Source organism: Novosphingobium sp. MMS21-SN21R, assembly GCF_031846015.1.
In the GTDB taxonomy this organism is placed as follows: Bacteria; Pseudomonadota; Alphaproteobacteria; order Sphingomonadales; family Sphingomonadaceae; genus Novosphingobium.
Genome location: NZ_JAVRDU010000001.1, coordinates 765,273 through 779,674 on the forward strand (window position 1 = coordinate 765,273; position 14,402 = coordinate 779,674).

The 14,402-nt window shown below is 61.3% G+C and carries 10 protein-coding genes; 2 read left to right on the plus strand and 8 right to left on the minus strand.

What is annotated here, in order from left to right; translation table 11 throughout:
• Positions 1-8: 8 nt before the first annotated feature.
• The 7 genes from RM192_RS03625 to RM192_RS03655 form a co-directional block, all read right to left on the minus strand.
• The gene (locus RM192_RS03625) at positions 9-992 is read right to left on the minus strand and encodes a hypothetical protein (RefSeq protein WP_311506215.1); all 984 of its coding nucleotides are present in this window, start codon (positions 990-992) and stop codon (positions 9-11) included.
• Positions 989-2,326, minus strand: coding sequence for an HAD-IIIA family hydrolase (locus RM192_RS03630; RefSeq protein ID WP_311506216.1), 1,338 nt, complete (start codon positions 2,324-2,326; stop codon positions 989-991). The genes RM192_RS03625 and RM192_RS03630 overlap by 4 nt, the downstream gene beginning before the upstream one ends.
• Positions 2,323-3,276 carry an NAD-dependent epimerase/dehydratase family protein gene (locus tag RM192_RS03635; RefSeq protein ID WP_311506217.1) on the minus strand — a complete coding sequence of 318 codons (954 nt, stop codon included), beginning with the start codon at positions 3,274-3,276 and terminating at the stop codon, positions 2,323-2,325. Before RM192_RS03635 ends, RM192_RS03630 begins: the two co-directional genes overlap by 4 nt.
• A gap of 32 nt (positions 3,277-3,308) precedes the next feature.
• A complete protein-coding gene (locus tag RM192_RS03640) occupies positions 3,309-5,489 on the minus strand; it encodes a glycosyltransferase (protein WP_311506218.1) in 2,181 nt (726 codons plus the stop codon).
• Entirely contained in the window at positions 5,489-6,925 is a 1,437-nt protein-coding gene (locus RM192_RS03645) for a methyltransferase domain-containing protein (protein ID WP_311506219.1), read from the minus strand. Before RM192_RS03645 ends, RM192_RS03640 begins: the two co-directional genes overlap by 1 nt.
• Before the next feature lie 13 nt (positions 6,926-6,938).
• Entirely contained in the window at positions 6,939-9,686 is a 2,748-nt protein-coding gene (locus RM192_RS03650) for a glycosyltransferase (RefSeq protein WP_311506220.1), read from the minus strand.
• Between the two features lie 187 nt (positions 9,687-9,873).
• Positions 9,874-11,055 carry a capsular biosynthesis protein gene (locus RM192_RS03655; RefSeq protein ID WP_311508560.1) on the minus strand — a complete coding sequence of 394 codons (1,182 nt, stop codon included), beginning with the start codon at positions 11,053-11,055 and terminating at the stop codon, positions 9,874-9,876.
• A 330-nt stretch (positions 11,056-11,385) separates the two neighbouring features.
• On the opposite strand from RM192_RS03655, the gene RM192_RS03660 reads away from it, so the two are divergent.
• The gene (locus RM192_RS03660; RefSeq protein ID WP_311506221.1) at positions 11,386-12,804 is read left to right on the plus strand and encodes an LTA synthase family protein; all 1,419 of its coding nucleotides are present in this window, start codon (positions 11,386-11,388) and stop codon (positions 12,802-12,804) included.
• Here the strand turns inward: RM192_RS03660 and RM192_RS03665 are convergent.
• Positions 12,785-13,552, minus strand: coding sequence for an SDR family NAD(P)-dependent oxidoreductase (locus tag RM192_RS03665; RefSeq protein WP_311506222.1), 768 nt, complete (start codon positions 13,550-13,552; stop codon positions 12,785-12,787). The genes RM192_RS03660 and RM192_RS03665 overlap by 20 nt on opposite strands.
• 223 nt (positions 13,553-13,775) lie before the next feature.
• On the opposite strand from RM192_RS03665, the gene RM192_RS03670 reads away from it, so the two are divergent.
• Complete coding sequence (locus RM192_RS03670) at positions 13,776-14,393, plus strand: sterol desaturase family protein (protein WP_311506223.1); 618 nt, start codon at positions 13,776-13,778, stop codon at positions 14,391-14,393.
• The last annotated feature ends 9 nt before the right edge of the window (positions 14,394-14,402 follow it).

The window sequence follows — 14,402 nt, forward strand, 5'->3', positions numbered from 1 at the left end:
TCCTGCTGTCAACGCGGGCTATAGAAAAGGATGCGGCTGCCAAGGGGTTCAAAGCCGAACCGCACCTGGCGCAAGCCGACCGCATTGGCGATGTCTTCATGCCGGTCGCGCGGTGCGTAGAACATCATGAAGCCGCCCTGGCCTGCGCCCAGCAGCTTGCCGCCCAAGGCTCCCGCTCCCATCGCGGCGGTGTACCATGCGTCGATGTCGGCGCTGCTGATGCCTGCTGTGAGAGATTTCTTGAGCGCCCAGTTCTCGTCGAGAATGTGGCCGAAGCTGTCGATGTTGCCGCGTCCGAGTTCGTCGCGCATGACATAGGTCAGTTCGACCATGCGCCGCAATGCGGCCTGCTTGACCTTGTCACTGCCGGTTTCGGCAGACTGGTTGGCAAGGATGGCCGAGGCACTGCGCGTGATCCCGGTGTAGAATACGATGATGCGCTGCTCGAGCAATTCGCGCAGGTCCGACCGCATGATCACCGGGCTGACCGAAACGCGGTCGTCCTGATGGAACTCGATCAGGTTAAGTCCACCATAGGCAGCGGCATACTGGTCCTGCTTGCCAATCGGTTGCCCGCAGCGTTCGATCTCGATCTCGCAGCTGCCTTTAGCCAGATACTCGGGAGAGACGTGCGCGCCCTGATATGCGCTCAACACATTGAGCAGGCCGACAGTGAACGTGGATGACGAGCCAAGCCCCGTTCCGCGCGACGGAATGTCTGCGGTCGTGGTGATTTCCACGCCGCCGCGCATCCCGCGAATGTCGAATGCCGCGCGGACCAGTTCGTGTTCGATGTCGTCGATCGAGGTCACTTCCTCGGTCTTCGAATAGGCAAGGCGGATGCCGCCGTCGAACTTGCGGTTGATGCTGACGTAAACGTATTTGTCGATTGCGGTGCTGAGGACTGCGCCGCCATGCTCGCGGTAGTAGGCGGGAAGGTCACTGCCCCCGCCGACAAAGCTCATGCGCAGGGGAGTCTGGCTTATGATCACGACTGTTGTTCCTGTGTGGACCCGCTATGCGGCCCATCGTGGCGAATGAGAAATTCGACTGCTTCGACAATGGATAAAGCGGTGGTCGTTGGCTGCGCCTGATACTTTCCGTCGCGACCGCCTTCGCCGGTCTCGACCAGGATTGAACGAAGGCCAGCGGCGTTGGCCATGGCGATGTCAGCGGTGCTGTCGCCAATCATCCACGAGCCGTCCAGATCGATGTTCAGTCGCTCGCATGCCGCGACGATCATACCCGTGCCGGGCTTGCGGCAGTCGCAGTCACGCTTGAGATCAGGGACTTCTCCCGGATACCCGGCATGAGGGTGGTGCGGACAGTAATAGACCGCGTCCAGGAAGGCGCCTGCCTGCCCGAGTTCGCTTTCCAGACGCGCATGAATCCGCGAGAGCCCCGCCTCGTCAACATCGCCGCGCGCGAGCACTGGCTGGTTGGTGACGAGAACGACACGGTATTCGCCTTCGTTGAGCAGGCGGATCGCCTCGCCCGCACCGTCGATCAGGTGGAGGTCTTCGGCGCGGGCAATGTGGCCGTTGAGCCGGTTCAGCGTGCCGTCGCGATCGACGAAAACCGCCCGTTGCGGCACGGTGCGCCGCGCCCGCGCAACCAGCCCGCTGCGCAATTGCCGCTCAGCCTTGTCGAGCCGCTTGGGCGTGCCGATGTCCTTGATGTATTCGAAGGTCACATAACCGCGAAGCTGCGCGCCTTCGGCAACCATCGCGGGAAACAGGTCCTTGGCAAAGTCCCCGATGGCCATGCGATCTGTCCATGGCTCCAGCAACCTGCGTTCGACAATGTAGAATGCCGCATTCACCAGGTTGCGCAGCCACGCATCCACCGGGTGCGGGTACGAGTGGAAGGCAGTGATGCGCCCCGCCGTGTCCAGTTCGACCAGATCGGAATCGTGAGGATGGTCATTGGGATGAAGCAGCAACGTTGCATCGGCACCGCTACGCTCGTGCTCCGCCATCATGTGGGCAATGTCGAGATCGAACAGCGTATCGCCGTATACGACGATGAACCGCTCTTCGAGGCGGTCCAGGCAGGCAAGCGTTGCACCAGCGGTCCCGCGCGGCTCGCCGTCGTCGATCAGCGTTATTGTCGCGGTGACCTGTAGCGCGTCAACGAACTGCTGGATCTGGTCGGCGGCGTGGTTGACGAGAATGACGATGTCATCGATCCCGTGCTGACACAGGGCTTCGATCTGGCGCTGGAGCAGGGGAATCCCGTCGACGTCGACCAAGGGTTTCGGTTTGCCGTTGAGCCGGCTGGCAAGGCGTGTGCCTTTGCCGCCAGCCAGAATGACCGCCTGAGTCATCGCACCGCTTCACCGGCGATGATTTCGGAAACGGCCTTGATGACCGCTTCGCTCGAGCCAAGGCTGGGTCGCCAGCCTGTCGCCAGCAACTTGTCCACCGAATAGCAGAACTTCGGTACGTCGCCGACCCAGCCGCGATTGCCTTCGCCAAAGCGAATGGCCGCTTCGGGGCGAAATGCGTCCCGCACGGTTTCCGCGATGAAGCGGACGGTCACGCCGTCGTCGGTCGGTCCGATGTTGTAGAACGCGAAGTCTTCCTGCCGGTCGGCAATGTGGACCATCGCGGAGACGAGGTCAGATACGTGCAGATAGGACTTTTGCTGCGTACCGTTGCCCAGCACCTCGAGTTCATCGGGTGAGGCGAGGAGCTTGCGCACGAAATCGAGGATCACGCCATGTGTCGCCGGAATACCGATGACGTTGGGAAAACGGAACATCGAAACGCGCTCAAGATAAGCTTCCTTGGCAGCGCGCAATTGCGCCTCAGATGCAAGCTTCATCGCGCCGTAGTTCGAAATCGGCAGCAGCGGGCCGATGTTCTCATGGATGAGTTCGTCGCCATGGTCGCCATAGATGGCCGAACTGGACGCAAAATGGATAACGGGAATGCCGCGGCGCTTCATCACGTCGAGTATGGCCACGGTGGTCAGGAAAGTCTGGCGCAAGTCCACCTTGTAATCGGCCACGCCCGCAGGAATGTCTGAATTGGCTGCCATGTGCCACACTTCGTCGATCTTCAAATCCCCCAGCGCTGCGTCGAGCACATCGGGTTCGCTGCAATCGGCTTCGATGAAAGTGAAGCTGTTGTGACCCGTCAACCCGGCCATGTTATCGCGCAATCCGCGCGACAAGTCGTCGATCACGATCACGGCATCCCCGCGCTGCAACAGTGTGGCAGCCAGATTCACGCCGATGAAACCAGCGCCGCCGGCGATAAGGTGAACTTTCACGGTATTTCCGTCCTTGTCGTTGATTGCTCGGTTCAATGAGCTGATGCTTGCACTTGCGCTTGAGCAGGCCTGTTCCGGGCAAGCCGGTCAAGGATGAGCTTTTCGACGCGCCGTGCCATCTCTTCCTCGCTCGGGAATGTGGCGGCAAACTCGATGCCGCGTGCGCTCCGCGCCGCCAGAGCTTCTGCATCGTCGAGCAGCGCGGCCATGTCCTGTGCCATGCGCACAGGGTCTGCATCGGCCAGCAGGGCGATGTCGTAGCGATTGTCGTAGTTCACTTCGTTGCCAGGACGGTTGAGGTCCACGACTGGCAACCCGCATGCCATCATCTCGTAAGGGACCAGGCTGGGGTTGGTGGTCGAGAACACCAGGCCAGCTGCGGAGGTTGCGTAGAGGTTCGCGAGATCATTCAGCGTCGGCACGATATCGAGATAGGTTACCGGATAGTCCTGCGGATGCTGCTTGGCGCTTCCCGAGCCGAAGAACAGGATTTCGTAATCGGGTTTGATCCTGTGAAACTCCTTGAGCGCCATCGTGCCGATCAGGAAACAGCGCCGCGCCATCTCGGGCTTGGCAAAGAACAGCACGCGCTTGGCGCGCGGCGTCCTGCCGGCAGCAGCGGCGTTGTAGATCGTGCCGTCAACCGGGAAACGGAAGGAATCGGCTTCCATTGCATAGTCACGCTTGAGCATGTGCGCGCACCATGGGCCTGAGGTGATCGCATAGAGGTTCTTGCGATAGGTGTTTTCAGCGAGGATATACTCCGAGCCCATTGGATAGAATGCCGGTTCGAAGTCCTGCACGAAATACATGATCTCGCCGATCAGTGAGCGCACGGATTCGGCAAGGGCGACCGTCGACCAGTGCGTGGCCATCATAACATCTTCGCCATCAACACGGCCCGAGAACCGCCGCACCGGACCATCGAACGGATAGAAGTGCTGGCGCACCGTCTTTCGCAGTTCGGCCTCGGACATGTTGGTGTCGGAGAAATACAGCCTGACGTCGTGGCCGAACCGTTCGAGATGGTATGCCGCGCGCAGAATGTTGCGATGCCCGCCTCCGCCGATGATCAGGCCGGGGACGATCCAGCCGATCTTCAGCGCTTTCTTGTTCGGCACGCGCTTGGGCGATGGCAGTTCCAGACCATATGCGACTAGCGCATCGCGTGCCGCCTTGCCGGACGAGAACTTTTCTTCCGCCGTGGCCCGCGCTGTCGCACCCATTTTTGCGCGGATTTCGGCGCTGCCGGCAAGGCGAGTGATCTTGTCTTCCCACTCGGCAGGGCTTGATGCCAGGAAACCGTTGACGCCGTCTTCGATGGCAGCCGCAAAAGGCTGCGTGCGGCTGGCGATGGTCGGCACATCGACCAGCGCTGCTTCGAAGAATTTCAGCTCACTCTTGCCTTCGCAGAACAAGTCGCCTTCCTCGAGCGGCGCCAGGTTTATGTCGCATTCGGCAAGACTGCGGAGCATGTCGAGCGGGGGCATGAATCCCGCGCGTTCGATGCGCTCCGCAAAGGGGATCCAGCTGTCATCGAGATGGAGCATCCCCACCAGCCGGAACACAGCGTTGGGGTTACTTTTCAGCACCGACTGGATGGCACTGGCGCACAAGGCAAAATCGCGTGCGTGTGTCTTTGAACCCGAAAAATACCCGATCCGGATGACGCCGTCGTGATCCTTCCTTTCATCGCGCAGGCGCTCAGCCAGTTCGTGCTGCTGGCTGTTGTAGGAATTCGGCACGATGTGGGCCTCCCGGCCCAGTTCGCTCATCTTGTCGCGCAGTAATTTGGTGGTTGTGGTGGCCACACTGCAGCTGAACAGCAGCGTGCGATAAGCGCGCACGCCCCATTCGTAATCCGCTTGTTGCGCGGTCGATAGCTCGGCAACCCCGGCGATGGACGGGATGATCGCCGGTTCGAAGACATAGTCATCGACGTCGAAGACGGTCTTGATCTTGTTGAGGCGGCAATATTCCAGAACTTCGACTACGCGCTTGGCAGGATCGAACGGCGCGCGGAAAAAGACGACGACGCGCGGGCGCAGCCGATCGTCAACGATCCGGCCGCACTCGCTGAAATCCATGACTTGAGTGTCATAGCCCCAGTATTCGAGGCCTTCCGCGATATTGTGAACGCGGTAGCGCTTGGATTCGCCCTCCCAGCAACCGATCAGGAACAGGACGTCGCAGGTATATCCGGTCTCGCTCATCACGCCTTGCCCCCGCCGGTCAATTTCTTGAATGTTCTGCCGATCCAGCGGATCGGCTTGGTCAGTTTCCAGCTTAGCGAGCGGCGAAAGCGCGTGAGCGTTGATTCGGCATAATCGAGCCGGTACCGCATGGCGTTCATTTCGCTCTCGAGATCCGAGCAGCGGCGGGCCATTTCCGGCAGCCTTGCCACCTCAGAACGCAATCCGTTGGCTTCCGTCTGAAGCTCGGCGACCCGATTGCCGTTGTCGGCAAGGACGCGACGGACATTGTCCAGCTCGCCCTCGCGCATCGCCAGGTTCGAGCGAAGGTGCGCAGCTTCGCGCTGCAGCGCTTCGGCTTCGAATGTCTTCGCTGCAAGGCTTGCATGAGCATCGCCTTCCGACTTTGCCAACCTGTTCTGCGTATCGAGCAAAAGCGTGCGAAGTTCGGAAACTTCGGTCCGCACCCGCGCGATCTCCGCGTCCAGAAATGCCGCGCGAGCAGCATCTTCCCGGAGAGCGCCAACGTCGGTGAGCTGGCCCAACTGCTGGCGCATGTCCTCGACGGTTGCCCGGATCGCGCTAGTCTCGCCCTTGATCTCGGAGATTGCGGCGATTTTCTGGTCGGCCTGATGGGAAGCCTCGGTCAAGTCGTGCCTTTCGGTTTCAAGCGTTGCGATTTGCTGCAGGTGGTAGTTTTCGGCCCCGCGCAGGACGTCGATGTCCTTTTCCAGCGTCAGGATATAGCTGTCGTCGTTGAGTGTCAGGATCGGGCTGGGGCGCTCACGCTCGCCAATCGGCGCGTCGCTGGCGACAAAGACGAAATAGTCCGCGTTCGCCAGGTTGATCCGGTCCGAAATTGACAGAATTCGGTCAAGCTTCGATGGACTCTCGCTACCGACATAGGATGTGAAACAATTTACCTCGAAAAATGCTTCGACGTGGGCGAAGCGCTCCTTCAGCAGGTCGAACAATTCCTCGAAGCTCATCTCGTGGACATGGAAATGCGTGCGAATGTCATCGAGCGGGCGCGGGGTGGAGATGACAAGCAGACCGTCCGGGCGCAGCGCGGTCTTGATACGGTCGAGAACCAGGGACTGCTGCTCGATATGCTCGATCAGTTCGAAGCAGGTGACGAGGTCATAGCCGCCCTCCGCTTCGATGGCAGATGCGTCCTGAGCCTTGAATCTGACAGCCGGATGAAAATAATTGTGCTGGGCATGTTCGATCGCTTCGGCGGATATATCGATACCAAGCACGGAGCGGGCGCCGGATTTGCCGAGCCACTGCGAGCCATAGCCGACGCCGCAGCCGACATCGAGCACGTCGCGGTCTTGCGCGAACTGCGCAGCAAAAGCGTAGCGGGCAAGGTGCTCCTGATACATCTTCTGCGCGAACGTCGGCTCGCAATCGGGCGCGCCAGGAACGATCCGTTCGCCTGTGAAACCAAGACTCAACGCATTCTCCTGTTCATCCAAGCGGGACCGAAGGTCTGTTTCCGCGCATCATGGCTCCTTCTCGCAACAACTGCGCGAAGCGCCCGATCATGTACTTCCGGTTATTCGCGTGTTGCGCCAATTCCAAGCTGCGTGTCCTTAGACGCGGGATGCAGTCAATGGAAGACGCCAGATTACTGAGAATGCCGGCCAGTGCAGCAACATCGCCCGGATTATAGGCCAATGAATTGCCACCGAATTCGACCAGTTCTGGAATCCCGTCTACAGGCGTTGTTACGACAGGCACGCCGAACTGCATCGCCTCGACGATGGCCAGCGGGGCGCTTTCCTGTCGTGAACAGCAAACCAGAACATCGGCGGCGCTATAATAAAGCGATGTGTCAGATACCCGGCCGACGAGATCGATCAGCGCTTGCTTGGCCGGCGGCAGGCCGGCAATGGCCGCCGCCATTTTTTCACCGTAGCCCGGTTCGACTATCGCCCCCGCGATCACGATGCGCAACTTGGGCGCGGTAGCCGAATCAATCAAGCCAAGCGCCTGTATGATGTCCAGTTGTCCTTTGTGCGCGGAGATGCTGCCCATCAGCACAATGCAGAGGTCACCGGGTTCCAGCCCCAGCTCCGCCCGCGCGCTCTCCCGCGACCATTCTTGCATTGCGTCATGCAGGGGCCGGGGCGAGATCCCGTGGCGTACGAGTTCGAAATTGTCCCGCAGCGCGATGGGTAGCCAAGCCTGCCGCGTGAACTCGGCAACCTGGATGACGCGGTATGCGATGTTGAACGCGGCGAATGCTCTTGCCTGAGCGTGGCTGCGCAGCGGCTTGAAATAGTCGTGCCACGCCCCGCCTTCGTGCTGCCACCACAATGCGCCAAGTCCGGCGATTTCAGCTGCTTCGACCGCCGCGTACATTTCAAGGGTATTGGCCAGCACGACATCTGCCCCGGCTCTGCCATAGGCCTCCGCCAGCGAGGCAACGCGTTCGTTGAGGCGCTTGGCGGACATGCGCCGTCCAGCAGCTTCGATCTTCCACACCGGGATTCCGGCCTCGGCCAGCGTCGCCTCAAGTTCGCCGCCCTTTGGGCTGATGACAACAGGGTCGATCGCCCCTTCGGCTTTTAACTGGCAAAGAAGGTCGACAAGCAGAGTCTGCGCGCCTTCGCGGTCGAGATTGTGACTGACGGCGGCAACCCGAAGTGGCCTGTCTGCACGCAGCGGCACAGTTCGCCGCGCTGGCCGGAACTGCGTGTCGCACATCCCGAGGTTACGATTATACCACCTGTCATCGCCATGCGCCCGAGGCAACTTGCCTGCGCCCCTCGTTTGCCGAACTTCAACTTCGGCATCGGGACAGCACAAGACGCTTTGGCCTGCAGCGCGGGCCTGTTCCGAAATCCACAGGCCGAGCGTGTCGCTGTCGTGCACATCAGCGGGAACCGGCCCCAGCAGGCCTGTCAGTTCACGGGCCACGGCCAGACAGTCAGCCGATACCGCGAAGCACTCGCGGGCAACGCGCGCAAGGTAGAGGTATCCCGGCCGATGCCTTGCCAGTCCCGCAAAAGCCGGTTCGGCTTTCTCCGAACCGTTGGGTCGAACGAACCCTGCGTTGATCAGCCTGCCATCGGCACCAATCACCCGGCCCCCCGCTGCGCCTGCGCCCGCCGCATTCATGTAGCCGAAAAGCTGACCGAGGCTGTCGGCCTGGACTAGTCTGGCATCGGCATTCACAAGTAGCAGCGGCATGCCTTGAGCCTGCTGCATCGCTGCGGTCACGCGGTGTCCAAACGTATCACCCGAACCGGTTGCCAGGATCACCCGCGAACCGGGCGGCAATCCGTCAGACAGCCGGCAGAGCATTGTCTCGTCCGGCGTGGCCCCCTCCAGACCGTGAACAATCACGCAATGTGGCAGCAATGGCTGTTTGAACCTCGGGCTGAACAGTCCGATGCCAGCGCGCTGCGCCCAATCCGGCCATTCGATTGTCGCCGCCACGCCGCGACGGTCCAGAGCCTCGCTGATCGCGCGCTGACCGGCGATGATGCTGCCAGGTTTCTCCTTGGCCGAAAGCGCGGTCGATCCCGGCATGACGCGCCAGTGGTAGAACATGCCTGGAAGATGCGCCACGCGCCGCGCCCGTTCGCTTGCCCGCAGCATGAAGTCGTAGTCCTGACTGCCGTCGAATTCGCTGCGCATGCCGCCCAAGTCCCGGAACAGTGCTGTTTTCACTGCAATTGCATGTCCGGCGAACATGTAACTGAGCAGCAAGGTGGGGGACCATCCAGGCTTGAACGACGGCCCGTGCCGATGATTGGCCAGATCGATCTTATCGTTATCGGAATAGGCCAGATCAACCGCCTCATCGCTTGCGAAAGCCAGGAAGAACTCACCCAGGCAGTCAGGCGACAGGAGGTCATCCTGATCGAGGAGCAGCAGGATCGGCGCGCTTGCCAACGCTGCAGCAGCGTTTGTGGCAGCACTGATTCCGGCGTTCGCGGGAAGGCTGGTCAGGCGGACGCGCGGGTCCTGTTCGGCGATGCGCTCCAGTACCGCAGCAAGTGCGCTGTCGTTGCTCCCGTCATCGCAAATGCACAGTTCCCACTGTTCGAAGACCTGATCCTGAAGCGACTGGACCGCGGCTTCGAGCAGGTTCACCTGTGCCTTGAACACCGGCATGATGACCGCGATTGCAGGGTGAGGCACATGACTTCGGCCAATCGCTTCGGCCAGATCGTCGCGCCTTGTTTCCGACACGCGGTTGCACATGCACCAGTCGCGATAGGGTGTAACGGGTTCGAGAAATGCTCGGCGCGCGCGCACAAGCCATAGGCGCAGCCAAGCCTGCCGCAACCGTATGCGCATTGTGCTGGCGAATTTCGCGGCAGATTTCATGCGAGCCAATACGGGGACGCAGCCCCATCTCGCCTTGCCAGCTTCACCGAATCCCGCCGAGTCATTCCGGCAGCATCGGTCTGCCTTCGAAGCGGGCAATGGCGTGGCGAACAACCAGATCTAGTGCTTCATCAGAGAAGAAGCCCCCTGGAATAAGGCATTGCTCGATCAGCACGCGCCGAAACGCTGCAAAGATCCGCTCGTCCGGGCGCTCAGGGTTCGTCCAGAAGGCGTCAAGCCCGTCCTGGCAGGTGATGCCGGCGATGTCGTAGATCGCGGTGCCCAGTACCACGGCGGGGATGCCCATCGAAAGCCCCAGCGTGCCGCTGGTGCTGTTGATCGTCACCATTCCCTGCGACCGGCGTGCGACGGGCACGATGTCGCCGCTCGGCAGGTAATCGATCCGGTCCGTCACGCCGAAACGTGCTGCCATGTCTGTGGTGATCTGATGCCAGTCGCGTACGCCGTTATCGAGCGGGTGCTCTTTGACCACCAGCCTTGTGCCCGTCGGCGCGTGGGCCGCGAAAGAGGCGACTACCACCTTCAACGCCTCCGCAATCCCGGCAAATGGCGAATGGAGGCGGATTTGCGCATCGGAATCGAGCTGCAGCGGGAACAGGAAATAGGGATCGCTTGATGCCTCGAGCCGGACCATCAGCGTGGCAGCTTCGGCGTCGCGCTCCTTGCGGCGGCGGAGCTTGCGCCACCAGCCCATGCCCTCGACCACCGGATGCCACGGGCGGTGGTTGTTCCAGTTGGAATAGTGCCAGCGCGTCAGCACATCGGCCACGTTGTAGGCGAGGCCTTCGGTTGCCCGCCGCCGGAATGACGACGGGACCTGGCGATGTTCGGGGACCGGCGGAAGGCTGGCGGCGGTTTCCAGATACCACTCCGGGTCGCGCGAAAGCGACGAGTGGCCGTTGACGCCACCGCGTTCGAACGTCACCCAGTCGGGCCGGATGTAGCCTTCTTCGAAGACGTGGACCGGGATGCGCAATTCCCGGCAGACCCGTGTTGCTACCATGTGATGATCCCGGCAGTCACCGAACAGAACGACATCGGTAATCTGCTTGTCGGCGAGGATCTGCTCGAGTGCCTGCGGCCATTCCTGCAAAGTGCCGCGATAGTCGATTCCGCCCGGAAGGCGCCAGAAGAAGCGGTCCCCTCCGTTGAAATTGACCTTGTGAACTGCGTGCCCTGCCTTGGTCAGGCCTTGGCCAAGGCGCCGGAACAACGGTCCCATCAGGCCTTGCAGCAGGAGTACGCTGCGCCGTTTCGCGCGCGGGCCGACAATAGGTGCGATGCCAGCCTGGGGATGAACTTGCGGCGTAAGGCGAGCCAAAGACGAATTGCGAACAGACGACATGGTTCGATGCTCTAGTCGCAAGAACGGCCCCGGTCGATGTCCAGTTCATGCTTTCACCATTAAAATACGTCCGTTAGGGCACAGACTGACGGTGACATGCCCGCGCAGCCTTGTTAAACGGCCCAGCTGAGTCCGCCCAAGACGTGCGGCAGTGGGTGCTGGACAGCCGTGACGGCCAAGTTTTTGATATCATTGGCGTTACTGGCGGTGACTCTGCTGCTGGACCGGCTTGTGCGGCCAAGGTCTGCAGGCAATCGCTTGCTGGCGGTCCGCAGCGCGTACGGTTCATGGCTGCACTTTCTGGTGGTGTTCGCCGTATTCGGCGCAGTCATGGCCCTGTGCGGCAACCCGCTAGCCGCGGCTTGCGTGGGACTGGCATTCGTCGGGCTTTTCGTGATGGTCTCGAACGCCAAGCGGGCGATGCTTGGCGAACCTCTTGTTTTTTCGGATCTTGCGCTGATCGGCGCCGTATTCCAGCACCCGCAGTTCTACATGTCCGCGCTGACGGGAGTCCAGAAAGCGGTCCTGCTGACAGCTGTCCCGGTTTTGCCAACCCTTCTGTGGTGGGTTTTCCTGCCTGACATCCGGTTGCATCTGGCCGGCGGGCTGATCGCAGCGATAGCGTCGGCATTGCTGTGGCGGACTTTGCACAGCCACCGCTCGCCCGTGACGGCACCAGACGCGGAAGTCGATCTTTTGCGCCATGGGCTTTTGGCAATGTTGCTGCTGCACTGGCGGCAGTGGCGTGCCACCGCCGATCCGTTGCCCGTGCCCGGCCTGACTGCCTCCGCGCGGCCGGGCGAAGTTGCGGTGATCATGCAGTGCGAATCCTTTGCGGACCCTTGCGCACTGTTCGGCGATCCGTCGCTCGAATTGCCGGGCCTTGCCCTGATGCGCGACATTGCCTGGCAGCATGGCGATCTTCTGGTTCACGGATTCGGGGCCTACACCATGCGCACCGAATATGGCGTGCTGTTCGGGCGGAGCGAAGAGGAACTAGGTTTTCGCCGTTTCGATCCGTTCCTGACGGCGCTCGGGGAACCGAGCTATGCCCTGCCAGCGCGGCTGGGCGGGGCTGGCTGGCGCAGCATCTTTGCCCATCCCCACGACATGCGCTTCTACAACCGTGAACAGATCATGCGCGCGGCGGGCTTTGCAGAACTTGTCGGAGAGGAACGGTTTACGCCGCCAGCGCCTGATGAAGGGCGCTATGTGACCGATGCAGCCATGGCGGAAGAAATTCTTCGGCTGGTAAACGCTGCGCAGGACGCGGCATTGATCTACGCCGTGACGATCGAAAATCATGGCCCGTGGCAAGCCGGAAAGGGAAGCCCTGACCTGCAAGAGAGCTACCTCCGGCTGGTTCGCAACAGCGATGCCATGCTGACCGCTCTCCACGAAGGACTGGCCAGTTCAGGCCGCCCCGCGACGCTCGTGTTCTTTGGTGATCATCGTCCGAGCATTCCCGGGATCTGTATTCCGGGGGGTGACCGTCACACGCCATATGTGATTGTTCGGTACGATGCCTCGGGGCAGGTGGTCAGGGGTAAGGGGCGCCGCTGCGACCTGACCCCGGCGGGCCTGCATCACACGCTGCTGGATTTGCTCAGCGGCCGGGCGGCGTAAGCGATCGCAGCAGCCTGTCGCGCAGGAAGCGGGGCATCAACCGGTCCAGCAGGCGCAGGATTGCGAAGGGCCAAGGCATGACGAGGTGCGCGCGCCCGTTTGCCGCCGCCTTAATAATGTGCGCTGCAGCGTTATCAGGCGAAAGCATCAGCGGTTTCGGACCGGGCACGCGGTGAGCGGCCGCGGTGTCGATAAATCCCGGCGATACAAGCGTGACGCGCACGCCATGCGGGCGCAGGTTGATCCTGAGCGCATCTGCAAACCGCGCCAACCCGGCTTTTGACGCGGCATAGGCGGTGGCGAAAGGCAGGGCGTGGAACGCCGCAGCCGAACCGATGAAGACCAGACTGCCTCGGCCCTGCGCTGCCATCCGGGCGCCCAGAGCAGAAGCCAAGGCGGCGGGCGCGATGAAATTGACGAGGCCCAGACGCGCTACCGTTGCACCATCCTCGGCTACCCATCCCCTTTCCCGGATATCACCAAGACCTGCGGCGAACACGGCCGTATCGAAGCAGCCTGCCTCGCATTCATCGGCGAGTGCGATCAACGCTGCATCGACGCCGGTCAAATCGATCGAGCGTGTTTGGACATGGCGCGCGCCTGCCGCTTCGCAAGCCGAGGCGATTCTGCCGAGTCGCTCCACATCGCGGCCCCATAGGACCAGGTTTGCCCCGCCGCGCGCATAGCCCAAGGCAATTGCGCCGCCGAGTTCCCCCGTGGCGCCAATAATCAGGACTCGCGGAATCAAGTCTTCTCCATTTTGAATACGATTTTGCCTATTCCCCTGCAGGTTGCTGGCCGAGCCGCCAGACTCGAAGAAGTTCCGTCCGCGTTCCGCAATCTCATCGTCACAGCCACTTGATATGATCGGCATTATGCCAGCACGATATGCTTCCGGTCATGGGTTTCACGCATCAACTGATGGTTTAATCCTTGACAGTCAATCACTAGTCCTGTCCAGAATTCGCCCAATGGCCAGCCGTAATTCGCAATCCAAGCAGATCAGGCTCTTCCGGGACGAACGGCTCGAAAAGCTTACCGTGATTTCTCCCGGAGCTTTCGCGGTTCTCTGGGGTCTGGCCCTGCCGGCGATCGTCTGGACAGGGTGGGGTAGCGCCACGCCACTTGGCGCGCTGCTCCTGTTTGCCGGTGGCCTGATCTTCTGGTCTCTGTTCGAATATGCGATGCACCGCTATCTGTTCCATTGGGAATCCACTGTCCCGCTGGTGCGCCAGTTCGTGTTCCTGATGCATGGCAATCACCATGCCGAGCCGAACGACCTGCTGCGCAACCTCATGCCGCCAATCGTCAGCATTCCCATCGCCAGTTCGATCTGGGCCCTTTGCGTCCTGCTGTTCGGACCAGTCGGCACCTGGGTCTTTCTCGGGTACATCGTGGGGTATGTCGCCTACGATCTCACGCACTTCGCCTGCCACCAGTGGCCGATGCGCGGACGTCTCGCGCATATGCTCAAGCGTCACCACATGCGGCACCACCACGTTGGTCAGGATGGCAACTATGCCATTACCGCGCTGTTCTGGGACCGTGTTTTCGGCTCGGCGATCACTTCTCTCAAACCACGAGGGTGAACTCGCGGC